Below are 22,146 nucleotides of genomic sequence, written 5' to 3'. Positions count from 1 at the left end.
GGCGTCAATCGCCGGGAACATGCGTCACACCCGCACGCTGGCAGTTGAGGGCTTTCGCCTATCGGGTACCGGGATTATGCAACTGACGAAGCATAGGCTCATTACCCTGCGCATGCGCGACCGAAGCGGCTGTCCGCCCGGCATCATCGGACAGCGATGCGTCAGCCCCCGCTTTGATGAGCATATCCACCTGCGCCGTCCGACCGAACAGCGACGCCATCATGAGTGCGGTCTGTCCGGCATTGTTACGGGCATTGACGTCGCAACCCGCCTTGAGCAGACGAGCGGCGATCGCGTCAAAGCCCTTGAACGCGACACCCATCTGCGCGCTGTTGCCCTGGGTGCCGTCAGGCTTGCAGGCATCCGCTCCCGCCTTGAGCAGGGCTTCGACAGTCCCCAACTGGCCATTGTAGGCCGCCAGGATCAATGGCGTGAATCCACGCGCATCGTAACCATCGATGTCGGCGCCCGCCTTGACCAGCGGCTCGATCATGTCGACGCGCCCGATCCGGACAGCCTCGAACAGCAGTTCCTGCCGGCGCTCGGGCGAGGGCAGGGCATCCGTGGCGGGCGCAGCAGTGCTGGCCATCGCCGCGGCGAGTAGAAGCGAAAGCATGGAAAATCCTCTTGTTCAGGGTTACCCGGCAATGGCGTGGGGGGAGAACGCCATTGCCGGTTGAGCGCCGATCTCTCAGCGAACAGCCAGACGCTGCTGCGGATAGGCAGCCTCATATTCCGCAACGGCCTTGGTCACTTCGGCGACGGGCACATTCACCGCCCTTGCGAGCCGCGTGCCATAGTCCCGGTCCGCCTGGTAGAAATAGCTGACCATCATCGTGCGCGTGCGCATCGAAGTCACCTTGCCGAGGTCGCCCGAGAGGTTGGCGATGAGGTCGGCCTTGTCCTTCGCCGAGAGCGAGCGATAGAAGACGCCGGCCTGCGCAAAATTGTTGCTCTTCTCGATCGGGCGGGCATCGACCGTCGCGTTCACTGCATAGGGCGACTGGGCAAACTCCGGCGAGACCTGCTTCTCCGCTGAGGCCGGGAAGTAGTTCACATTGGACGTCGAGCCCGACTGGTCGAGCACGCCATCCTGATAATTGTTCACCACCGGCGCCAGCGGCTTATTGACAGGAAGCTGCATGACGTTGGCGCCGACACGATAGCGCTGTGTATCGGAATAGCTGAAGAGACGGCCCTGCAGCATCCGGTCCGGCGAGGCTTCGATGCCGGGCACCATGTTGGCCGGCGCGAACGCGGACTGCTCGGTGAACTCGAAGAAGTTGGCCGGCATGCGGTTGAGCGTCATCTCGCCGATCTTGCGGAAGGGAACGTCCAGCCACTCCTTGGTGTCGTCGAACGGATTATAGTCGACCGCGGCGAACTGCTCGGGAGTCATCGTCTGGATCATGAGATCCCAGACCGGGAAGTTGCCCTTGCCAACCTCGCGATAAAGATCGTCGGTCATGAAGTTGAACTGCGCGGCGCCAGCCTCCTTTGCGGTAAGGTTCTTAACCCCCTGCCGGCTCACCCAGCGGAACTTGGCGAATACCGTCTTGCCGTCCTTGTTCACCAGCTTGAAGGCATGGACGCCGTTGCCGTCCATCGTCCGATAGGAGGATGGCGTTCCGAGATTGGAGAAAAGATGCGTCAGCATGTTGGTCGCTTCAGGCGTCGCCGAGAAGAAATCGAAGAAGCGGTTCGGGTCCTGCTTGTTCGTGATCGGCGAGGGCTTGAGGCTGTGCACCATGTCCGGGAACTGCATCGCATCGCGGATGAAGAAGATCGGGAGGTTGTTGCCCACCAGATCCCAATTGCCCTGATCGGTGTAGAATTTGGTAGCGAAGCCGCGCGGATCGCGCAGGCCTTCGGGGCTACCCGAGGGATGGATGACGCTGGAGAAGCGCACAAAGACTGGCGTTTCCTTGCCCGACTGGAAAAGCGAAGCCTTGGTGAGGTCGCTGATATCGGCGGTGGCGCGGAACACACCATGCGCGCCGGTGCCGCGCGCGTGAACGACGCGCTCGGGCACGCGCTCGCGATCGAAGCGCGCGAGCTTCTCGATCAGCGTCGTATCCTCAAGCAGAACAGGACCCAGATCGCCAGCAGCCTTGCTGTTGCGGTTTGCGCCGATCGGTGCGCCGTTGTCGCGGGTCATATTGGGTGCAACTGCCGGAGCCGCTTCGACCGGAATTGCCATTGTCTCCCCCGCATCCGCCGGCAGGCTGGCCGTCGACATTCGCGACGAAACCTGGGTGTTGTTCTGGCCGTTGGCCTGAGCGCTCAGGAGCGCTCCGAGGCTGACGGCGGTGAGCGTCAGACCGCGCACGGCGGTGGTCGTGACTGTGGAACAGGATGTCATGGGGTCCTCCTCTGCTCTCCGGACTGTTCCCGGCGGTTGGCCCCTTGTCGCCGATCCTTCACAAAGTTGGAAAATGACTTAACTTTCTTTCAGTGATCAGTTCTTTCGATGATTGCCGAAGTATTTCCCTGATGTCGTCGTCCCCCTGGCTTGGGAGAAGGTCGACCTCGTCGCGTAGCTCGGTATTATCGCAGTCGTGATGGGCGAAGGAACGAGACCACGGACCTGCGACGCGGGTTTCAGAACGACATGGAAATGTGTGAATGCGATCTTACTGGCGCTTGATAGCGCGATCGACGCACGCGCACAGCCGGCGATCCAGCAGGGGCTGCTCCATTATCTCATCGAACAGTGTTTCCTCGCTGTTCGCGATATAGTCCCCGCGATGCGTGGTGATCAGGATAGCAGGACTTCGCCATCCAATGGCGCGAAGAGTAAGCAGCAGGTCCAATCCGCTCATTCCTGCCATGCGATATTTGGTCACGAGGCATGCGGCCTGGATCGCGGAGGGATCGGCCAGCGCGAGCGTGCCGCTGGAAAATGCACGCACGTCATAGCCACAGGCCTGAAGTATCAACTGGGTCGACCGGCGCGACGTATTATCGTCTTCAACAAGGAGGACACGCGGTCGCTCCGGTTCAGTGGAATTGGTTTGCTCGGGCATCGTCCATCCTACCGGCAAAATGCGGCTCCGTTGCCACTATGTGTCCGCTGTAAGGCCTCGTCCCTACGTAATGATCCCACCCGGCAAGCGAGGAAGCGACCGCCCAGAGGGGGGAAACATCACTCTCGGTAGCCGGAAGCGGTCATCGGGTGCCCTCTGAGGCAGCCCGTCAACTCGAAAAGGCAGCGATCAGTCCGATTTCTTGGCTCGCTCCAGGCAGTTGATGGCATCCTGACCGTGGCGACATGCTCGATATCCTCATCCGCAATGGCGATTTCAGGTTCGTCCTCGAGCGCCATCACGAGTTCAACGACATCGAGACTGTCACCGCCCAGATCCTGCATCTGATATTTAAGGCTGATATCGAATTAGGTTCGACATCAGCCGAAAGGTGCAGCGTATCCGGTCGCTTTACTATGTGTATCATCGGGTCAAGAGCGCATACGCGATCATCACGTTAGCAGTGGCAGCGATCGAGGGGAGAAAGAGGCCCTATTCCCGGTCGACGCCCATGCCCGCCGCAAAAGCGATCCGAAGGGCATCCGGAAAGGAATGCACGCCCAGCTTGGCCATGAGATTGGCGCGGTGGACCTCGACCGTACGGGCTGAGATATCGAGCTCATAGGCTATCGTCTTGTTGGGCAGGCCTCGGGCAAGGCCTTCGAGCACATCGCGTTCGCGCGGCGTGAGACTCGCGACCACAAGCGCGGCCTCTTGCGCCGAGGCGGCATAGCGCTCCTTGTCCTCAAGGCGGGCGAAGGCTGTCTCGATAGCCCCGAGAAGAACCGCCATTTCGAAGGGTTTTTCGACGAAATCGACCGCGCCGGCCTTCATCGCGCGCACGGCAATACCCACGTCCGCATGTCCTGTGAGCAGCACGATCGGCATCGTTACGCCCTGATTGATAAGTTCCTGCTGGACTTCCAGGCCGTCCATCACGGGCATCCGGACGTCGAGCAAGATGCATCCCGCGGTTGCGTGCCGCACCTCCTTCAGGAAATCGACACCCGAGGCCCAGGTTTCCACGTGATAGCCTGATTTCTTGAGGAGAAAGCCTGACGAACGGCGGATAGCGGCCTCATCGTCGACAATATGAACGGTGCGCCTATCCGTCATCACGGTCCTCCGAAACGATATGCATCAATGTGAAATGAAAGCGCGTTCCGCCTTCGACTGGCGTGTCCACCCAGATTTTGCCGCCATGGGCCTCAATGATGGTGCGGCAGATCGACAGCCCCAGACCCATGCCTTCGGTTTTCGTGCTGAGAAACGCCTGAAACAGTTGGGAAGCCACCTCTTCGGCAAGCCCGGGGCCGGTGTCGGCGATTGTGACGCGCACCATCGCAGCCCCCTCGAGCGCGGTGGCAATGGTGAGTTCGCGGACGGGGCTCTCCGCCATAGCTTCTGCAGCGTTGCGGATGAGATTGACCAGGACCTGCTCGATCTGCACGCGATCTGCCAGCACGGGCGTGGCCGCCGGATCGAGTATGAGCCGAGTTCGAATACCGTTTTGGCTGAGACCCACCAGTCCTAAGGAGCAGGCTTCCTCGATCAGTTGCGGGAGATCCTCGACCTGCTTCTGGACTTCACCGCGCGCCACAAAATCGCGCAACCGTCGAACGATCTGCCCGGCGCGAAGCGACTCGGACGCAGCATCCGCCATAGCTTCACGCACTTCTGCTATCGTCTCCGGATCGGGATCCTCAAGGAGGGCATGCGCGATCTGGACATAGTTGACGACCGCCGTGATCGGCTGGTTGAGCTCATGCGCCAGGGTCGACGCCATCGCCCCCATCGCGCTCACCCGCGAGACATGGATAAGTTCGGCTTGCAGGTCCTTCAGGTGCGCCGCAGTCGCCTCCCGCTCGGTCAGATCCCGCATGAAACCGGTGAAGACCCGTTCGCCGCCACCGGTCGCTTCGCCGATCGCCAACTCGTGCGGCACGAGCGTGCCATCCTTGCGGCAGCCCATGACGCGACGCGTACTACCGATGATATGGGCTCTTCTGGTCTGCAAATACCGCGCGATATAGCCATCATGCGCTTCGCGATCGGGAGTGGGCATCAGCATCGCAACATTTTTGCCGATTACCTCGGCCTCTTCATATCCGAACATTTTCTGCGCCGCGTAGCTGAACGAGAGCATCGTTCCCTCGGCATCGATTACCACCATGGCGTCGGGCACGGTCGCGAGGATCGAGTTGAGTTGGGCCTCGCGCTTCTCTATCGCGCGCTCGGCTGCCTTCTCGTCGGTGATGTCGCGTACAACCTTGCCATATCCGCGCAGCCGTCCATTCTCGTCATGGAGCGGAGTGATCGTGACGTCGGCGAGGAACTCGGATCCATCCTTGCGCAGCCGCCACGACTTCTCCTGGAACCGGCCATGCTTACGGGCATAAGCGAGATCCGCCTCAGGCTTACCGCTCGCGACCTCCTCAGGAGGATAGAAGGCGGCGGCGCTGTGCCCCAGTATTTCCTCCTCCTTCCAGCCCTTGATCCGCTCTGCGCCCTTGTTCCAGATCGCGACCCGGCCTTCTTCATCGAGCATGTAGATGGCCAGGCTCGTTGCGCCGTCGATCAGAAGGGCCAATTCTTCCGCGGCCTCATGTGCTCTGCGCGATTTCTCACCGGCGTCGATTTCATGCACATGCGCGGCTTCGCGCCAATGCGAAAGGCGAACCGTGAGCAGCACGATCCCGAGCGAAACCGTAGCGAAGCCTGCGGCATGGACGAGATGGTCCATGTCGCGAAACGGCGTCTCGACGAGAATGAAACCGAGGATAGCCGAAACGAAGGTGGCGAAGATCGCTGCGATCACGCCGCGTGTCCATGCCGATGCAAGAACAGCAACCGTGAGCAGTAGCCATGTCGGACGGTCGGCCAAAAGAGGTTCCAGCGCCAGCGCGGTCACCGTGGCGATCAGGACGAAGAGCAGGGCGAAGGCCAGCGAACCGAAGGGGCTCGCGCGCTGCAACGGGGCCAGATGCGTTGTTGTCATCGATTTCGATTCGCCAGGCGACAAGGGGACATGCCGCAGAGTGTTCTCACAGGCAGCTCACCGCAACTCTTTGAGAATATTTCCCGACCCGTCCGCAGAAGTAACGGCATGGGATCATCTAAGACGTTGAAGTTAGGAGCGCCAACTGCGACATCGCCGCGCGTTCGGACCCCGAACCGCACGTACTGCGCCGATTGGCAGCTACGCACATTCCACGATAGTTGCGAGATGCGGTGACGATCAGGCTTGGCGCGATCGGTCTGAAAGGTCACGCCATATCAGACGAAGGCAATGGCAGGACATGCTTGGTCAGGCCGTTGCTGGTTGGTGCAAAGCTGGACCGATGCTTCGACGGCTGAGCCGCCCCCCTCTTGGGCTACTCTTCAAGCCTTGTGGCTGTCCGCAATCGCTCCAAGCGCGCCAAAAACAGTGCGCGGACTCCCCCGTCAAAGGAGCTTCAGAGGCTTGATGGCAGGCGGTCGCATCGCCGACGATTGCGTCGGGACGGTCTGGTAGGCCATGACCCACCCGATCTCAGCCGCCGTCTATTGGCAACAACAATGCCAGTTGGTACGCCTTTCTCGAAGGCATTCAACAGGCTTGGGCACCAAGACACGCCTCGGGGGCGGTTCGTCCGGCCAAGCGTTGTTGCGGTGCAACAATGTGGAGCCTAGCCAATGCAAAGCTTTGAGGATACGGCTGCGATCTGGGTCTGGCCGTGGACGATAGTGCAGACCCAGATCGCAATGTTCGAAATCTTGGCTGATGTACCGTCCGTTCTCGCCGCTCGCTTGCCGATGATATCGGACGCGATGAACGGTGCCCGGACTACCAACACGACAGAACTCACTCGCATGGTAACCGAGAGGGCCGAGGCTCACGGCCGGTTGCATCGCTCGTTCTCATCTGCGGCGCGAAAGGTGCAGATGGCAGCAGTGGGCAATGCGCGCGATCTGGGAAAGATTACCGGTGGCGGCATTCTCTGGCCGTCCGACTATATGCGGATGGCGGAACGAAACCTCGGTGCTCTCGCCGAGCTTGCCACGTTTCCGAGAGATACAATGGTGCCGATCCGCAACAGGGTCACATCCAATGTTCGGCGCCTGAAGGCGAAATGAAATGCTGACGATCCGCGAGGACAGCAGGGCTGGGACGGATGCACCCGCCATATCTGGCAATCAATTTGGATAGTTCGCACCGCAGCGTTGCAGCGCCCGGTGACAATCGCTCACCTATGGGTAAGATTGGCCAAACCACGCTAGCACCGCAGGATCACAGTATACAGGCTGCGCTATGACAACAAGATTTCCAAGTCTTCATCAGCGCCACGTACTGGCGCGACGCTCAAGATCGGAACGATTAGAGAATTCAATCGGGGCCGTCGGCGGACATATTGTCGATGAAACCCTCGAATAGGCCGATGACGTGACGTGATGAGATGGCCTGTTCGAAATCCTGCGGATGCACGAATTCGTCGCGAAACCAGGGATATATATCGCCGGCAAAGCAGCTATTCAGCCATGTCATTGCCAATTGCACCGCTGGAGAGGAGAATCTGGCGGGATTGACTACGCAGAGTATTTCTCGGCGCAACCGCACGTCCAGGTCCAGTGGGCGCACCCGTCTGCTGATCGCACGGGCGTAGGTGGGAAGAATGCCGATGCCTCCGCCTGTCGCGATCGCCCGAAAATGAGCGGAGCTGCTGTTGGTTCTTATGCCTATCAGTCCAGGTGCCTCCGAGCGTCCCAGGATGAAGGGCAGGAGGTTGGACGCGACCTGATCTGCTTCCTGCCAAACGAGCTTGTGGTTCGGCCATTCGTCGATCGATGTCGGCGTGCCCGCTGCGGTTAGATAACTCTCCGCAGCAAAGAGCATGAGATGCAAGCAGCCGATGTGGTGGACGATAGCCGTGCCTTCTGCAGGTGCCTCGAGTTGCACGGCGAGATCGCATTCGCCGCCGGCGACGTCGCTGCGGCTCATATCGCAGTGAAGGTCGACATCGAGACCGGGATTGGCCCGCTGGAACTCCACGAGCCGAGGCATGAGCCAGTAGGTTCCCAGGCCCTCGGTGACGGCGATACGGATTCGCTCCCGTTGACCGGCGGGAGGCTGCACTGCCTCAGCGCTCTGCCGGGTTCGCCGCATCTCTCGTGCGGTGAGGAGAAGTTGCTCGCCCACCGATGACAATCGCAGTCCGGAGGGACCGCGCTGGGCAATGACCTCTCCGAGCTTATCCTCGATCCGTTGCAGCCGCCGGCGGATTGTTCCGACGGCGTGGCGGGTCTTTGACGCGCCAGCCCGCAGGCTGCCTGCCTCGAGCACATCGAGAAACAGCTCTAAGTCTGTCCAGTCGACCAGCTTGAGTTTTTCGTGAAAGGACTTCTTGCCGGCATAAGAACGTGTCTCGGGACGGCGCTTGATAACTTTGGCGGACGGGCCTGGTATCTTTGTGCCATTTCGCGCTTTCTTAGACGTAGGCAAACCGCTTTCTCCTCTAGTCCGGCTTAGGGCAGAATTCGTTCCAAGAGAGCCCATGTGGTCTTTCAGAATCAACAATAAACTCGGTCAATCTGGGTGATTTTGAACGGTTCGAATCGCGGGCGGAAATTGCTGAGTCTTGATGAACAAGCTTGCATCAGCCCGATGAGATGGGGCTGCCAACGGCATGGGTGTGTCAAAAGCGCGCCCGCCCTGGTGAAAGATGGCCTCGCCTCAAGGCCGGTCGATGCCAGTACATGGATCACCCTTCCAGGCACGAAGGGTGATCCATGTACCAAGCGAACATACAGGCCGCGGCAATCGATGGCTTTCACACAATGGCATTTTCCGAGCGCGTCCAGCGGCTCTGCGCCAGTGGCGGGAAGCGTGTATCGGTGACACGGCCGGCGAGCTCGGAAAACGCGCTCGCTGCTTTGGCGGTTGCGAGGAGACATCTGCGAGGGCTGGTCCCCGACGATGTTGCCGCGGCGGCTATCGCGCATAACCCGGATATTTTTCATCTCGTGGGGGAGCATGGCGAACGAGCGGATCGACCGGCGTTCCTTGCCTATCTCCCGCTCAATCGGCGGGGGGCTTGGGCGCTCGTAAATCAGCAATTCAGCGGTATGCGGCCGGACCTGACGATGGTCTGCCGAGCCGATGAGCGCCCCCACGCGATCTACATCTGGCTGATCTTTGCGCCCGGTACGCTGACCCCCACGCTTCGCGCGCTGGCTCAGCGCCAGAGTTCATCGCGCTGGGTGATCACGGTGCGGCGTCCCATGACAAAGGCGACGGCTTTGGCGATATCCTCGATCCAACCGTTGCGGAGAATGCCGACCCAATGAGGTTGTGGCTCGGTACCGTCGATGCCGTTCATATTTTCGAGCGTCTTCACCAACTCCTGCCCGAGGTCTTTCACGATATCGCCAACGAGATTGATCACGCTCTCGTAGCGCGCGTGATCCGAAGGATCGAGGTCGCGCAACGCTTCGGTGCGCAGGAAAGCTTTGAGGATATTCGTTCCCAGCGCGTGGAGGATTGCTTCAAGCTCATCGACTGTCATGGACAGACGCTTATGCGGGCTTTGATGAAGAATGCGTCCGAGCCGGGACTTGCTGATGCCGGTCTTTTCAGCGAGCGAACGATGCGGCGTATCATGCGCGGCCATCAGGTCGCGGATCAGACGAATATAGTCTGGATCAACCGTGCCGATCGACTGCGAATCCGAGGCTTCCGGCATGCAGATGCCCTCCACACCTTTCTGGAAGATGAAGAGAACATGACGGAATCTTCATTTGCAAGCTCGGTTGGGGCCAAAGTGAGCAACATCCAAATCACTGAAAGGCGGTATAACTCTTCTAGTGACGCGGGCTACTCGGCGGGATGGCGATCCTGGCAGGTATCAGCCGTTCGAGGTCCAGTCGCTCCAAAACCCACGCAGCCTTCAGTTCCGACATGTAGTCGAAGAGCAAGACGGAAAGGGCATCGCCGACGGTGAGATCGGTGTCCATCTCCTTGCTGAGAAGGTCTTTGACCTCACCCAGGCAGTCGGCGCTCGTCTGAGAAATATGCAGTTCGATACGGATGTCTCCTTGTGTGGGAATTGCGACCAGATGCTCTTTCAACGTGGTCATGTCGCGGTCCCTGATTCGCTCAAGACTTCCATTCCGGGCTTCCAGGAGGGATTCGAGGGTTTGGTACGACTTTGTCTCGTTCGACCTAAGCCGAAGACTTTCCGTGGTCAGGCAAAAAAGGTGCTCGGAGATGTCGAGCGTACAATCAGGGGACTCAGCGCCGGTTCTGCCCACGTCCTGCTCAGCCTCATATCGAAAGGAGCCCGGTAATCGTCGGGCGCTGCGGAAGGTTTACGAAAGGATATCGATTAACACCTCGCGAGTCCCGCGCCGCGAATCTATAGCTGTTTAACGGCTTTCGCAATTTGGGGCAGGTTGCCCCGAGGCGAGGACGAGGTGCCCCATAAATGGGGCAGCGCGCCCTGCAGCCGCAGCGCTGCGCCCCGCCAAGTTGGTCGCGCCGAAACTAAGCACACAAAAAATTACGATTCGCGAACGGCCGGCTCGCAGTCCCGTTGCTCGGCCAAGAGCCGACTGGTCACCCTTTGCTTGGGCGCGGTTCCGTCGCGTCTCCAACCGAAGGAAATCCACATGCAGTCTGTCCTCAAAAAGAGCGGACACGCGGAGCTGGCGATCCTCGCCCTCGCCGCACTCCTGTTCGCTTGTCTCTTCTTCGCGGGGCCCGCGTTCGCCGGCGCCGACACGACGTTCAACACCGCGCTCACCAAGTTCACCGACTTCCTCGAAGGGTCGGGCGGCAAGATCATCACCGTGCTCAGCCTTGCCGGCGGCATCGTCGCGCTTGCGTCGGGCCGGTTTTCGATGGGCCAGATCGCGATTCCCGTCGGTGTCGGCGTGGGCGCCGGCACCGGCATTCCGATCGTCACCTCGACCGTGACCGCGACGATCTGAACCGATCCGAGGCCTGGCGCGAAGTAGCAGCTCCGCCCGGGCACAAGGAGGGGGTGGTGCAATGGCAGCAGACAAGTACGTCATTCCAACTCATCTGGACGATCCCGAGCTGATCGGGCTGTGGACGCTGGATGAGTTCCTGGCGATGGTCATTCCATTCGTCTGGGGGATCCTGTCTCAGCACATCGTCATTGGCATGCTTCTTTCGGGTGCAGGCTGGTGGGGTCTCAGAAAAGCTAAGGCAGGTCGGGCGACGTCCTGGCTGCTTCACCTGGCCTATTGGTATCTGCCGGCCGGCTTCACCGGTCTCAAGGCCACGCCACCCTCATATCTCCGACTGATGGCGGGGTGATATGGAACTTTCCTACAGCCATACGAACAGCCAGCGGATCCTGCGCCAGCGCAACATCCTGGCCGTTGCCGCAGCCGCTCTGGGCGCGCTCACCCTGCTGCTCTTCACCGTCAGCCTGTCGCGTGAGCGGGAGGTTGTGCTGCAGCCGGTGTTGCGCTCTCCTCTGACGATCAGCTCCGCGGGTGTCAGCCGCGAATATCTCGAGATGATCACCCGCGACACGGTCGTGCTGACGCTCGATCGTAGCCCGCAAAATCTCGAATACTGGATGAATGCGGTGCTGGATATTGCGAGCCCGCGAACGCAGGGCAAGATCAAAGCCGACCTGCTCAAGATCGTCAATGAGCAGCGCGGCTCGTCGATCTCTCAGTTCTTCACCATCCAAAAGATGGAGATCGATACCAAGAACCTCCGTTCGGAGGTGACCGGCGAGCTACACACAATCGTCGGCAACAAGGTCATCTCCAGCGAGAACCGGACCTTCCGCTACGACTGGGAATATTCCGGCCTGTCGCTGAAGCTGGTCGGCTTCGGAATGGTGAAGACCGGCGCCGCCAAGGACCAACAGGGGAGCGACCAATGATGCCGGTCTATGCCATCGGGAGTGCCGCCCTCGGCACTGCCTTCCTCACACGCGTCTATTGCCATGCGAGCCGCTTCATTGGCGCAAGCCTCGTTGCCGTCGCACTCTTTCTCATCGCCGAGCCGGCCTTTGCCGACCAGACGATCATGGCGAGCGACAGCGCCCAGGTCGATTGCACCGCCTCGGCCAAGGACCTAACACGCATCAGCCTTGTCGAAGACGAATTCGCGTCGGTGTCGAAAATCTCGACCGGCAATCCGCAGGACGACTTCTCGGTCGTCAACGAGCCGGTGCGCGGCGATATCTATTTGTCGGTGCCCGATGGTTTCGGGCGTCCCGCGCTCTCCTTCTTCGCGACAAGCAAGCGCGGCTATGTCTACAAGTTCGTCTGCCGCATCAGCGGCGACCAGGCCGCCCAGGTGTTCGTGTCGAACCCGGCGATCGCCAACGAGCGGTCCGCGGAGAACGGTCCCACGAACCAGCTTGGCCCCCAGGATGCTGCGGTCGAGCTTGTCCAGGCGATGTATTCGAACGCCGTCGCGGACGGATATGAGATGCGCCAGCGCACCCTTCGCCCGGTCTATGTCGGGACCCTCAGCCTATCAGGCCGAGAACGAGCAGCTGCGTCGGCAAGTTGCGGACCGGCGCACGGCGCAGGCGCCGACGCCCGGACCCTCAGCGATGTATGGCCCCAATGGACCGCAGGCCTATCAGCGTCCCGACGGACAGGGCGCCGCACAGGGGGCCGCTCCGGTTGCCTCGCCCGCCGAGGTGAAGCTCGTCAATTTCACCACGGCCGACAGCGGAAACGCTTCGCGGGTCGCCAAGGGCAACACGGTCTATACCGACAGCGTCAACTATCTGCCGCCCAACAGTTTCGCGCGCGCGAAGGTCATCGTCGGCGTCGATGCCAGCGCCGGGGTCAATAGCCAGAGCGATCCCTTGCCGGTGGTGCTGCGCGTCACGGGCCCGGCGCGCTCGGTCTACCAGAATGGCCGCCTGCTCACGACGAAGATCGAGGGCTGCCTCATCAACGGCGCAGCGCGCGGCGATCTCTCGAGCGAGAAGGTCTACGTCAAGCTCCAGAAGATGACATGCCCGCAGCCCGGGGGCCGCTATGCCGTGTCCGAGGTCAAGGGCTTCATCGCCTTCGGCGGCAAGACGGGCGTGCGCGGCCGGGTGGTCTCGCGCGAAGGATCGCTCGTCACGCAGGCCTTCCTGGCAGGTCTGGCCGGCGGGTTCGGTCGCGGCTTCTCCGCCAACGCCAACTCGGTCTTCCAGGGCACCAACATCACCACCAACGGCCAGCGCCAGAAGCTCTCGACCGGTGACATCCTGGAAGGCGGCTTTGGCGAAGGCGTCGCCCAGACCGGCGACATGGTCTCCAAATATCTGATCGAGCGCGCCGAGCAGTACCAGCCGGTGATCGAGATGCCGACCGGCATCGACGTCGAAATCGTTTTCCTGGAGGGTGTTTATGTCCGCAATTGACCGCATCCGCACGCTGGCGCGTCCGTCGCGCCTGGTCCTCACCACGCTTCTTGGGCTCAGCGTTGCCGGTATCGCGCTTGCGGCCGACACCAACAGCCCGGAAGATCGGGTCCGGCTGCTGCTGAAGACGCGGTTGCCCAAGACGCCGGTCACCGCGATCGATTGCGGGAAGATCAGTGGTCTCTGCGAGGTCACCGCCGGCGCCAACCTGTTCTACGTGGACACCGGGGCGCGCTTCCTCGTCATCGGGCGTGTTTATGACATGCAGACCCGGCAGGACATCACCGCCGCCCGGCTGCTCGAAATGAACCCTGACATGCTGGTTGGGGCTGCCGCCAAGGCAAATGCCGCGGCCAATGCGGGAGGCGACGACGAAAGCGCCCAGCTCGCAGCAGCGACGCCCGGGCGCGCCGAGAAGCTTGCCCGCCCTGCGACGCCGCAAAAGCTCTCGCTGGCGGAACTGCCGCGCGATGGTGCCATCGTCTGGGGCAATCCGTCGGGCCAGACGGTCACGGTCTTCACCGACTTCCGCTGCGGCTACTGCCGGGCGCTGACGAGCGTGCTGAAGGATATGAACCTGCGCGTGGTCGAACGGCCGATCTCGGTTCTGGGGAGCCGCGACGTGGCGGATCGCGTCTATTGCGCCAGGAACCGCGAAGCCGCCCTTCACGCGGCCTATGCGGGCGAGGAGGTAAAGGGCGGCGCATCCTGCGACACCTCCGGGCTCGATGCGAACGAGGCATTCGCCCACCGCCATGGTCTGAGCGGTACGCCCGTCATCGTCCGTGGTGACGGCGCGGTGATCGAAGGTTATCGCCCGCGCGCATTCCTCGAAAATTGGCTCAAGGGAGGGCAGTCGTGACGCGGCGGTCCTCCACGGCGCGTGTTGGCGCGCGCCAGCGGCTCTGGCTTGCCGGCACGTTTGGCCTCACCAGCCTGCTCGCGCTGAGCGGTTGCGCCAGCCTCGGCGGCAATGTGCGCGGCAGCTTCTCTTGCGCCGCACCGGATGGAATCTGCGCGCCGAGTGCGACGATTGACGATCGCGCCCTGGCGCTCATCTCCGCCGACGCTTCGGAGGCCGATACCTTGCCCACAGGCAATCAGCGGCAACCCATGCGCGGCCGGTCAAACCGTGCGGAGGCTATCCAGCCAGCTCGCCTCGCTGTGGCTGACGCGGGCCGCACACAGGAGAAAGTGCTGCGGATCGTCTTTCAGCCTTACATTGACGAGCGGGGACGGCTCCACGAAGCGAGCGCGGTCCATGCGGTCGTCGCCCGCGGCGAGTGGCAGCAGCAGGCGCTGATGCAGGCATCCTTGCCGCCGCGCCGCACGGCGGCCGCCGCGTCGGCTCTGCCGGAATCGCTGGCCGACGCGGTCGACCGGGCCGATCCACCGCTGGAGGGTCTCGCCGTCGCTGATCCGAATGCCCCGGATCCGGCTGCCGTTGCTGCCGCGCGGGCACGCAAGCCCGATGCGGCGCCAGATCCGATCAGAGCAATCAAAGCGGATGTCAGGACGCGTCTTGCCCCCAGGGCGCAAGCGGCATCCGGCTCGGGACCGGCGGCGGCTTTGAGCCACTCACCGCCGACTGCCGCCTCGTCGGTGCTCCCACCCCCCTCAGGGGCATCGACGGGCGGCAGTCCCGAAGCCAAGGCGCAGGTAGCGCCGCCGGCTGCGAGTGTTGCCGGAACGGAAGCGGCCGCGCGTGTGAAGGCCGATCCCCGCTATCAGGCCGTCGCGAACGGCGCCGCAAAGGGCGCGCGGGATGCCGCCGCCGCGCGGTCGGGAGTGCAGGCCGCACCCGCCGCGATCGCTCCGACCGTGAAGGCCGCGAACTTCCCCGCTGCCGTCCAGGAGGATAAGTGAGATGGCGGGGGGCGTCTTCGAAAGCCTGCTTTCCGGGATACTTGGCGACGCCAAGCGGCCTGACGCCGAACGGCCGGAACTCGGTGTCCCGATGCTCGCGCACTGGCTGCCCTATCGAAGCTATGATCCCAAGACCGGGATCTTTTACAACAGCGCCTCTCGGGGCTTCGTGATCGAGGCGGCGCCGCTCGTTGGTGCTGATGAGCGGACGGGTGAGATTCTCACGCAATTCCTGTCGGAAGCGATCCCCGCGCCCGGCTGCCTGCAGTTCCACCAATGGATGAGCCCGCGGATCGGCGAGCGCCTCTCGAAATGGTATCTGCCGCGCTACTCGGCGCGCGGCGTCTATGAGCGCATGGCCAAGCACAGGGTCGATTTTCTGACCGACGGGGTCTGGAAGTCACTGTCGGCCGACGCGCCCTTTTCTCTGCGCAACCACCGGGTCGCGATCTCCTATTCGACGCCCGAAACCTCGAGCGTCACGACCGAGGAGATCGTCGCGGTCATGGACGGCCTCATCTCGGCGCTGGCGTCGATCAATGTCTCGGCGCGCAAGATGGACCCGCCTGCGCTGATCGCCTGGATCGACGACATCACCTCGCCGACAACCGCGGCCGGCGAGGATGTCGTCAGCTACAATCCGCTTGATCCCATCGCCGACCAGGCCATCCGCCGCGACGTCGAGCTGCATGTCGAGCCCGACCGCATGCTGCTGCGGACCGAGCGCTTCCGCCCCACTGGCAAGACGATCGACGAAGCACCAGAGATTGGCGAGATCCTGCCCGACGTCTTCGACGTCCGCTCCTTTTCGGTCCGCAACCTGCCGGCGCGCTGGGCGCCCTGGGATGTCGCCCGCCTGATCGGCGACATGTTCACCGACAAGCTGCGCATGCCGTGCCCGATCGCGACCAATCTCTGCGTCGAATTCCCCGATCCCATGGCTGCGAGCAACAAGGCGAGCTTCAAGTTCATGCGGACGACGAGCCTCGCCGATTCCAAGTCGTCACGCTTCCTCCCGCAGCTCAAGGACCAGAGCCAGGAATGGCGCTATGTGAACGACGAAATCCGCCAGGGCCGCAAACTTGTTCGGGTGTTCTTCAGCGTCACCTCTTTCTCGCCCAAGGGCAGGGGTGATGCCAACGAGCGGGTGCTGAAGTCGGTCTACCGGGCTGCGGGCTGGGACCTCCTCGACGATCGATATCTGCAGATCATGGGGCTGCTGTGCGCGATGCCCATGACGATGGCGAATGGGCTTTCGCGCGACCTTGAGCGCATGAAACGGATGCGCACGCTGCTCACCACGACGGCCGCCAATCTCGCCCCGATCCAAGGTGAGTTTCTGGGAAGCCAGGTTCCGCATCTGATGCTGATCGGGCGGCGCGGCCAGCCCTATTTCTGGAGTCCCTTCGAGAACAAGGCGGGGAACCATAATGTCGCCGTCGTCGGCAAGTCCGGGTCGGGCAAGTCGGTGACGCTTCAGGAACTGTGCGCGTCGCTGTGCCCCGCGTCGCGTCCTTCAAGACAGTCTTCGCCGTGGCCCATGTCATCCTCTCTGCAGGGCTCATCCTCCGTTCGGCGGGCGCCTCGATGGCGATGATCGCCGCGCTCAATTTCGCGATTGTAGGCGTGGCGCGCGCCGACGTCGCCTCCGAGATGAACAACTTTTTCTCGGACGCGGGCGGGGCGGCCAATGTCACCGGCCCTTCGGCCTTCCAGGGACAATCCGCCGGCTACTATTCGCTCGGCAATGTCTGGACGCGTTTTCCGCAGAAAAGCGTGCAACCGTTCAATCTTCAGCTTCCCAGCGCCCGGGCGGGCTGCGGCGGCATCGACCTGTTCTCGGGCAGCTTCTCGTTCATCAACGCCTCCGAGATCGTGGCCATGTTGAAGGCCACAGCGAACAATGCGCTCGGCTTCGCCTTCAAGCTCGCCATCGATTCCGTATCGCCCGAGATCGGCAAGGTCATGGATGAGTTCAGCCAGAAGGCACAGCTCCTCAACCAGATGAACATCTCGAGCTGCGAGACCGCGCAGGCGCTGGTCGGCGGCATTTGGCCGCAGATGGAGACGACGCGTGCGACGATCTGCGAGGCGGTCGGAAATAGTCAGGGCGTGTTCTCTGACTGGGCGGCTTACGGCAAACGATGTCGCCGTCGCACATCCCGCAGCAATATCGGCGCTGGATGACAGCTTCTTTCGTGTCCGATTTGATCGCCTTACGCCCTCCGAGAAGCGCTATTTGAGGGCTATGGCAGACCTTGGTCCAGGACCCTACAGTTCGACCGCGATCGCGGACCATTTGCAGCGCAAAGCGTCGTCTTTCGGACCTGTGCGGGCCTCACTCGTGGCAAAAGGGATGATCTACACGCCGGGATACGGGCAAACCGCGTTCACCGTTCCGCTATTCGATGCATTTATGCGCAGGGCAATGCCAGAGGCATAGACTGGATAGGAGTCCTCGGCTCCCATTTTTTGGATAGCGCCGGCGTTCATCTAAGCCATGGAGCCCAGCATTGAAAAATCTGCCTGGCATATATCCCTGGCATATTCGGACTGAAATTCCGAGGGATTGAGGAACCTTGGAATTTATGCCAAAGATATGCCATGAAGGTAGCTCGAACCGATAAATTGAAGTCGTTGCTCGACGCTTGGGAGCCGCACACCGTGGCGACCAGCCCGCATCTCAAGGCGCTCGGGCTGACGGCGCAGGATCTGCAGAACTATACCGCCTCACAGTGGCTGGTCTCGCTTGGCCGCGGTGCTTTCAAGCGCCCCATGGAAACCGTGACCTGGCAGGGCGCGCTATACAGCGTTCAATCGCAACTCAAGCTCCCGGTCCATGTGGGAGCCCTGACGGCCCTCGAGATGACGGGCAACAGCCACTATCTGCGCTTCGGAGAGAGCAAGGCCTATCTCTTCTCTCCGCTGCATATCGTCCTGCCGGCCTGGTTCCAGACGCATTGGGGGGAAGAGGTTCGGCACATGCAAAGCAAGCTGCTGCCGAATGACCTCGGCCTCACCGAGCAGCGAAGCCCGGAAGGCTATCCATTGACCACGGCGACGCCCGAACGGGCCATCCTGGAGCTGCTGCACCTTGCACCCAAGGAATTCGATCTCGTCGAGGCCGGCCAGATCGTCGAAGGCATGACGTCGCTCCGTCCCAAGCTCATGCAATCGCTGCTCGAGGCGTGCACGTCGGTGAAGGTCCGGCGGCTGTTCCTCTATCTTGCGGAGCGAGCGGATCTCGCCGTCATGCGCCATCTGAAGGTGGAGCAGATAGACCTCGGTTCGGGTGATCGCAGCCTTGTGAAAATGGGGCGCTATGTCCCGAAATACCGGCTGCTCCTGCCCAAGGAGCTCGTCTCGGGTGGCAACTGACCAATATCGCGATCAGGTCCGGCTCCTGCTGGATGTCCTGCCGCTGGTCATGGCCGATCCCGTCTTCGCGCTGAAGGGCGGCACCGCCATCAACCTGTTCGAATGGGATCTTCCGCGCCTCTCGGTCGACATCGATCTGACCTACCTACCGATCCACGACCGGACCCAATCCTTGCGCGCGATCAGTGAGGCTCTCGCCCGGATCAAGGCGGACATCGAACGCCGCCTGCCACCGACCCGCGTGACCCAGACACGCCAGGGCCAGGAAGGGATGGAGGTCAAGCTCAACTGCCAGCGCGGCAAGACCCAGATCAAGGTGGAGGTCAATCCCACCCTGCGCGGCCATCTCCTTCCCCTCCGCGACTTGCCATGTTCGGACCAGGTGCAGGAGAGATTTGAGGCATTCGTCGAGGCGCGATGCCTCTCGCACGGCGAGCTTTTCGGTGGGAAGATTTGTGCCGCGCTCGACCGGCAGCACCCGCGCGATCTGTTCGATGTGAAGCGCCTGCTGGACGGGGAAGGGCTCGTTGACGAGGTTCGTCATGGCGTCGTCGCAGCTCTCGTAAGCCACGGGCGCCCGGTCGCTGAGCTGATCAGCCCGAGCCGAAAGGACCAAAGCGCCACATTCAAGGCTCAGTTCGAAGGAATGCCCTTCGAGCCATTCACCTACGAGGATCATGTCGAAACGCTCAAGCGCCTTGTGCAGACGCTTCACGCCTCGCTGGACGCCGCTGATCGACGGTTTCTCACAAGCTTCGAGGCTGGGGATCCGGAGTGGGAAAGCTTCCCGTTGCCCGCGATCCGTGAGCTTCCAGCGCCGCAGTTCAAATTGATGAACATCCATCGGTTCAGAGACGCGCAGCCCAAGAGGCATCAGGCGGGTCTGGCAGCGCTGGAAGCGGCGCTTTCGTAACCAACCCATCTCGGTCGTGAACAGGGCGCAGCTAGGCCGGCAGTTGGTCCAATTGAAGGCGGTGCGCTTCATGGGCAGTGACGGCGTATTCAATCGCACCGGGGAGCCAAGGCTGGGGGAGGGGACTGGTGGTGAGTGGATTGTGAATGACATAATATGGCGGTTGGCCACAGAATTTGTCGCGGTCATCGGGAAAGACGTAGAAGCCCGAGCAGCCGACGATCGCGCTGACGCAGCGATAGTCCTCCTGGAGGAAGCTGTCGGTGGGAATCTCTTCCCCGTTGGCCTTGAGCACGGTGTCTTGCCATGAGAGGTGCCAGCCACCGAGCGGCTGACCTGTATGCACGTCGACATGGGCCTGCGGGCTGCCGAAGGGGAGCACAGCCATGGCCGCGAGCGGGGCGCCCCCAATGCCGTGGGTATCGCCTCCCAGCCGGCAGGCGTTCACGGCGATCACGAACGGGAGGTTCGGATCGACCGCCTCCCGTTCCTGGCATTTGAGATAGCCATCACGCTTGGCTTTGATGACGGACGTCCAGCGCAGGAGCATCTGGTCGGTGGGAACCATCCCAGCGGCACTGGTGCCCCCATCCTGCCACTCCTGCGGCAAGCCACCCTTGGCGGCGTCGCCCGGCTGTGCGGCTACCGCCTCGATATAGATCCGGCCATCGACCATGAAGTCGGGGCCCTTGTCCTCGCTGGCCATGTTCCAGCCGAGGTCCTGAAAGCGTCCATAGAGCATCGCTTCCCAGATCCGGCTCGCCACCTTGCCGAGATCGCCGCTCCCGAACTCGTCGAGGAAATGGCTGTCGCGGCAATCCGACTGCGCGAACCTCGCCACCATTGGCGTCAGATAGTTCGCGATGTCGGGATCGCCGCTTGGCCAGATGCGGGAGAATGTATCGCGAATGAGCGCAGTCAGTTCGTCGTTATCGCTCATTTGGTGCCGGGCCGACCATCAAGGCAGGGTAGGGGGCGACGCCTCGGTCCTCAGGGGCTCGAGGCGTCAACCTCGACTAGCCGTTGAGCTTGTCTTTGACGGCTTTCGCCACAGTGAAGGTGAGCTTCCTGGACGCCGGAATCTTGATGGTTTCGCGGGTGGCCGGGTTACGGCCGTCGCGCGCGGGCACGTCCTTGACTTTGAACTTCCCAAACCCGTTGAGGCTCACTTCCTCTCCCTTGGCGGCCGCATCCGCGATTGCCGCGAAGACGAGGTCGACCGCCTTGCGGGCGTCCGCTTTGGTTGTGCCGGTCTGGCTGGCAAGGGTTTCAGCAAGCTCACTATTGTTCATTCGGATGATCCTTCATCACAGTGGAAGTCGGGCCCTGTATAGCTGCCTGAATAGGCCTGCGCCATCGGCGTACCAGTGCTGCATGAAAATGTCGGCCCTGCGGTCAGCAGACCGGCTCATGACACGATAGGCGAATGCGTTAGCCTGCCTGGCGGACCTTTCGGGCCTTTTCGGCAAAACGGCGCGCCATCTGCCGGTGCGCGAGAATGCGCTCGCTACAAGTCGACCGCGCGGCCGCACGATATTCACCCGTGGCGCGCTGCTTGTAATATTTGAGACTGAAATCCGCCATGCTGGTCTCCGGCAATCCAACTGTCGATGTTCCATCTCTGTGAGCTGTCCGAAAACTATACCATCAATGTGACCGGAGTCGCATTCCATACGGAGGCCAGTGCCTACAAGGCCTTCTCCGAAGTCTTCGATTTGTCGTTGTGGTGCCGTTCGCCATAGACCGGCGCCGGCTGATCGAGTGTTCCGCAGCGCTTTATTAGTGCTGCTCCCATGCTGTAAGGGGCACGTATGGCAAACCGAATTCCGCTCGACCCCAAGCTGCCGAAGTTATTCGACTCCACGCCGAACGAACGGCGCAGCAAGGCCCAATTAGATGCATGGTGGGATCGCCCTTTCGGGGTGACGATGGCCGACGGCCGTATTGCTGTTCGATGCTTGAACGGTGGGGCCTGGGATCGGTCTACGCATCTTGGCGTGGCCGATGACTACGACGCGGCTTGCGCGCTGGCCGAGGCCAAACAGGCTGATTGGCTGCGCGTCCGCGAACGGCCAGTTTTGAGCCCTCAGAATGGGCAAATTCTGCTTCTAAAGATGTCGCAGCGGCCCGACGAAAACATGGTGACGGTAGGCACCTTCGCCACGGTCGAAGCCGCGAATGAATACGTCCGAACGAACTATCCCCAGCCGTGAAGCCGCATGACGGCAGCGGTTCACAATGATCGAACCCGTTCGCGAACTACGGCACGCCACCGCCTTTGCTTTAGTGCCAACTGTGTCACTTTACCTCTCGCCAGGTAAAGTGACGTAGGTGGCAAACATCACGATCCGTCAGGTTTGCGGTTCGATATGCGGATGATGTTGACCAAGGCCGCGACGATACCGAGGGCAATTACGATGAGCAGGCCCCGGGGACCGGTGCCTGCAAACCTGTCGTTGATCCAGCCGAGCAGGGCACCGCCGGCAACGCCGCCAAGGAGTTCGGCCAGCACGCGATTACCGAGGCTGTAGCTGGCATCGGCACCTGTAGGGCAGGGTGGGTTCGTTCCTCT

The 22,146-nt window shown here is 61.7% G+C and carries 21 protein-coding genes and 5 pseudogenes; 13 read left to right on the top strand and 13 right to left on the bottom strand.

The genetic code is table 11. From position 1 onward, the window contains the following. Positions 1-58: 58 nt before the first annotated feature. The 6 genes and pseudogenes from LQ220_RS14320 to LQ220_RS14295 form a co-directional block, all read right to left on the bottom strand. The gene (locus tag LQ220_RS14320; protein ID WP_230188899.1) at positions 59-616 is read right to left on the bottom strand and encodes an ankyrin repeat domain-containing protein; all 558 of its coding nucleotides are present in this window, start codon (positions 614-616) and stop codon (positions 59-61) included. A 75-nt stretch (positions 617-691) separates the two neighbouring features. Then, complete coding sequence (locus LQ220_RS14315; RefSeq protein WP_290369045.1) at positions 692-2,362, bottom strand: catalase; 1,671 nt, start codon at positions 2,360-2,362, stop codon at positions 692-694. A gap of 271 nt (positions 2,363-2,633) precedes the next feature. Beyond that, the gene (locus LQ220_RS14310; RefSeq protein WP_230188898.1) at positions 2,634-3,026 is read right to left on the bottom strand and encodes a response regulator; all 393 of its coding nucleotides are present in this window, start codon (positions 3,024-3,026) and stop codon (positions 2,634-2,636) included. Positions 3,027-3,256: 230 nt separating this feature from the next. Then, a pseudogene (locus tag LQ220_RS14305) lies at positions 3,257-3,370 on the bottom strand (phosphopantetheine-binding protein); the annotation flags it as partial. Positions 3,371-3,518: 148 nt separating this feature from the next. Next, positions 3,519-4,142: a response regulator gene (locus LQ220_RS14300; protein WP_230188897.1), complete on the bottom strand. Its 624-nt coding sequence runs from the start codon at positions 4,140-4,142 to the stop codon at positions 3,519-3,521. After that, positions 4,132-6,024: a PAS domain S-box protein gene (locus LQ220_RS14295; protein WP_230188896.1), complete on the bottom strand. Its 1,893-nt coding sequence runs from the start codon at positions 6,022-6,024 to the stop codon at positions 4,132-4,134. The genes LQ220_RS14300 and LQ220_RS14295 overlap by 11 nt, the downstream gene beginning before the upstream one ends. Positions 6,025-6,701: 677 nt before the next feature. On the opposite strand from LQ220_RS14295, the gene LQ220_RS14290 reads away from it, so the two are divergent. Next, on the top strand, positions 6,702-7,142 hold the full coding sequence (locus LQ220_RS14290; RefSeq protein ID WP_230188895.1) for a hypothetical protein: 441 nt from the start codon (positions 6,702-6,704) through the stop codon (positions 7,140-7,142). A 250-nt stretch (positions 7,143-7,392) separates the two neighbouring features. Here LQ220_RS14290 and LQ220_RS14285 read toward each other — a convergent pair whose 3' ends face one another. From LQ220_RS14285 to LQ220_RS14275, 3 genes are all read right to left on the bottom strand, one after another. Then, on the bottom strand, positions 7,393-8,505 hold the full coding sequence (locus LQ220_RS14285) for a LysR family transcriptional regulator (protein WP_230188894.1): 1,113 nt from the start codon (positions 8,503-8,505) through the stop codon (positions 7,393-7,395). A gap of 733 nt (positions 8,506-9,238) precedes the next feature. Beyond that, entirely contained in the window at positions 9,239-9,745 is a 507-nt protein-coding gene (locus LQ220_RS14280) for a helix-turn-helix transcriptional regulator (protein ID WP_066762725.1), read from the bottom strand. Between the two features lie 118 nt (positions 9,746-9,863). Next, positions 9,864-10,139, bottom strand: a complete 276-nt coding sequence (locus LQ220_RS14275; protein ID WP_230188893.1) for a hypothetical protein — start codon at positions 10,137-10,139, stop codon at positions 9,864-9,866. A 531-nt stretch (positions 10,140-10,670) separates the two neighbouring features. On the opposite strand from LQ220_RS14275, the gene LQ220_RS14270 reads away from it, so the two are divergent. The 11 genes and pseudogenes from LQ220_RS14270 to LQ220_RS14220 all read left to right on the top strand — a co-directional run bounded on the left by LQ220_RS14270 (position 10,671) and on the right by LQ220_RS14220 (position 19,574). Further along, positions 10,671-10,991 (top strand): TrbC/VirB2 family protein, encoded by a 321-nt coding sequence (locus LQ220_RS14270; protein ID WP_066762730.1) that lies wholly within the window; start codon positions 10,671-10,673, stop codon positions 10,989-10,991. A 61-nt stretch (positions 10,992-11,052) separates the two neighbouring features. Then, the gene (gene traL / locus LQ220_RS14265; RefSeq protein WP_066762733.1) at positions 11,053-11,343 is read left to right on the top strand and encodes a type IV conjugative transfer system protein TraL; all 291 of its coding nucleotides are present in this window, start codon (positions 11,053-11,055) and stop codon (positions 11,341-11,343) included. Position 11,344: 1 nt separating this feature from the next. After that, positions 11,345-11,926: a type IV conjugative transfer system protein TraE gene (locus LQ220_RS14260; RefSeq protein WP_230188892.1), complete on the top strand. Its 582-nt coding sequence runs from the start codon at positions 11,345-11,347 to the stop codon at positions 11,924-11,926. Next, a pseudogene (locus LQ220_RS14255) lies at positions 11,923-12,522 on the top strand (type-F conjugative transfer system secretin TraK); the annotation flags it as partial. The gene LQ220_RS14260 and the pseudogene LQ220_RS14255, both read left to right, overlap by 4 nt. Then, positions 12,521-13,417: pseudogene (locus tag LQ220_RS14250) on the top strand (TraB/VirB10 family protein); the annotation flags it as partial. The pseudogenes LQ220_RS14255 and LQ220_RS14250, both read left to right, overlap by 2 nt. Further along, entirely contained in the window at positions 13,404-14,279 is an 876-nt protein-coding gene (locus LQ220_RS14245; protein WP_066762744.1) for a DsbC family protein, read from the top strand. The pseudogene LQ220_RS14250 and the gene LQ220_RS14245, both read left to right, overlap by 14 nt. Next, the gene (locus LQ220_RS14240) at positions 14,276-15,283 is read left to right on the top strand and encodes a TraV family lipoprotein (RefSeq protein ID WP_066762753.1); all 1,008 of its coding nucleotides are present in this window, start codon (positions 14,276-14,278) and stop codon (positions 15,281-15,283) included. Before LQ220_RS14245 ends, LQ220_RS14240 begins: the two co-directional genes overlap by 4 nt. Before the next feature lies 1 nt (position 15,284). Continuing rightward, a pseudogene (locus tag LQ220_RS14235) lies at positions 15,285-16,784 on the top strand (DUF5934 domain-containing protein); the annotation flags it as partial. 92 nt (positions 16,785-16,876) lie between these two features. Continuing rightward, positions 16,877-17,416 (top strand): annotated as a pseudogene (locus tag LQ220_RS14230) (conjugal transfer protein TraH); the annotation flags it as partial. Positions 17,417-17,911: 495 nt separating this feature from the next. Beyond that, positions 17,912-18,661, top strand: a complete 750-nt coding sequence (locus tag LQ220_RS14225; RefSeq protein WP_230188891.1) for a type IV toxin-antitoxin system AbiEi family antitoxin — start codon at positions 17,912-17,914, stop codon at positions 18,659-18,661. After that, a complete protein-coding gene (locus tag LQ220_RS14220; RefSeq protein ID WP_066769755.1) occupies positions 18,651-19,574 on the top strand; it encodes a nucleotidyl transferase AbiEii/AbiGii toxin family protein in 924 nt (307 codons plus the stop codon). The genes LQ220_RS14225 and LQ220_RS14220 overlap by 11 nt, the downstream gene beginning before the upstream one ends. 31 nt (positions 19,575-19,605) lie before the next feature. On the opposite strand, the gene LQ220_RS14215 is transcribed toward LQ220_RS14220, so the two are convergent. The 3 genes from LQ220_RS14215 to LQ220_RS14205 form a co-directional block, all read right to left on the bottom strand. Beyond that, positions 19,606-20,514, bottom strand: a complete 909-nt coding sequence (locus tag LQ220_RS14215; RefSeq protein WP_066769757.1) for a hypothetical protein — start codon at positions 20,512-20,514, stop codon at positions 19,606-19,608. A gap of 76 nt (positions 20,515-20,590) precedes the next feature. Further along, positions 20,591-20,866, bottom strand: a complete 276-nt coding sequence (locus LQ220_RS14210; RefSeq protein WP_066769761.1) for an HU family DNA-binding protein — start codon at positions 20,864-20,866, stop codon at positions 20,591-20,593. Positions 20,867-21,005: 139 nt separating this feature from the next. After that, the gene (locus LQ220_RS14205; RefSeq protein ID WP_156448168.1) at positions 21,006-21,158 is read right to left on the bottom strand and encodes a hypothetical protein; all 153 of its coding nucleotides are present in this window, start codon (positions 21,156-21,158) and stop codon (positions 21,006-21,008) included. A 227-nt stretch (positions 21,159-21,385) separates the two neighbouring features. Here LQ220_RS14205 and LQ220_RS14200 point away from each other — a divergent pair, with 227 nt between their 5' ends. Continuing rightward, positions 21,386-21,787, top strand: coding sequence for a DNA-binding protein (locus LQ220_RS14200; protein WP_066769765.1), 402 nt, complete (start codon positions 21,386-21,388; stop codon positions 21,785-21,787). 128 nt (positions 21,788-21,915) lie between these two features. Here the strand turns inward: LQ220_RS14200 and LQ220_RS25030 are convergent, their stop codons facing one another. Continuing rightward, entirely contained in the window at positions 21,916-22,086 is a 171-nt protein-coding gene (locus LQ220_RS25030) for an AtpZ/AtpI family protein (protein WP_331711466.1), read from the bottom strand. Positions 22,087-22,146 lie beyond the last annotated feature (60 nt).

It is taken from the genome of Sphingobium sp. CECT 9361 (genome assembly GCF_918741285.1).
GTDB lineage: Bacteria > Pseudomonadota > Alphaproteobacteria > Sphingomonadales > Sphingomonadaceae > Sphingobium.
The sequence above is the reverse complement of the archived record's forward strand: the minus strand, read 5'-3'. Positions and strand labels throughout refer to the sequence as shown.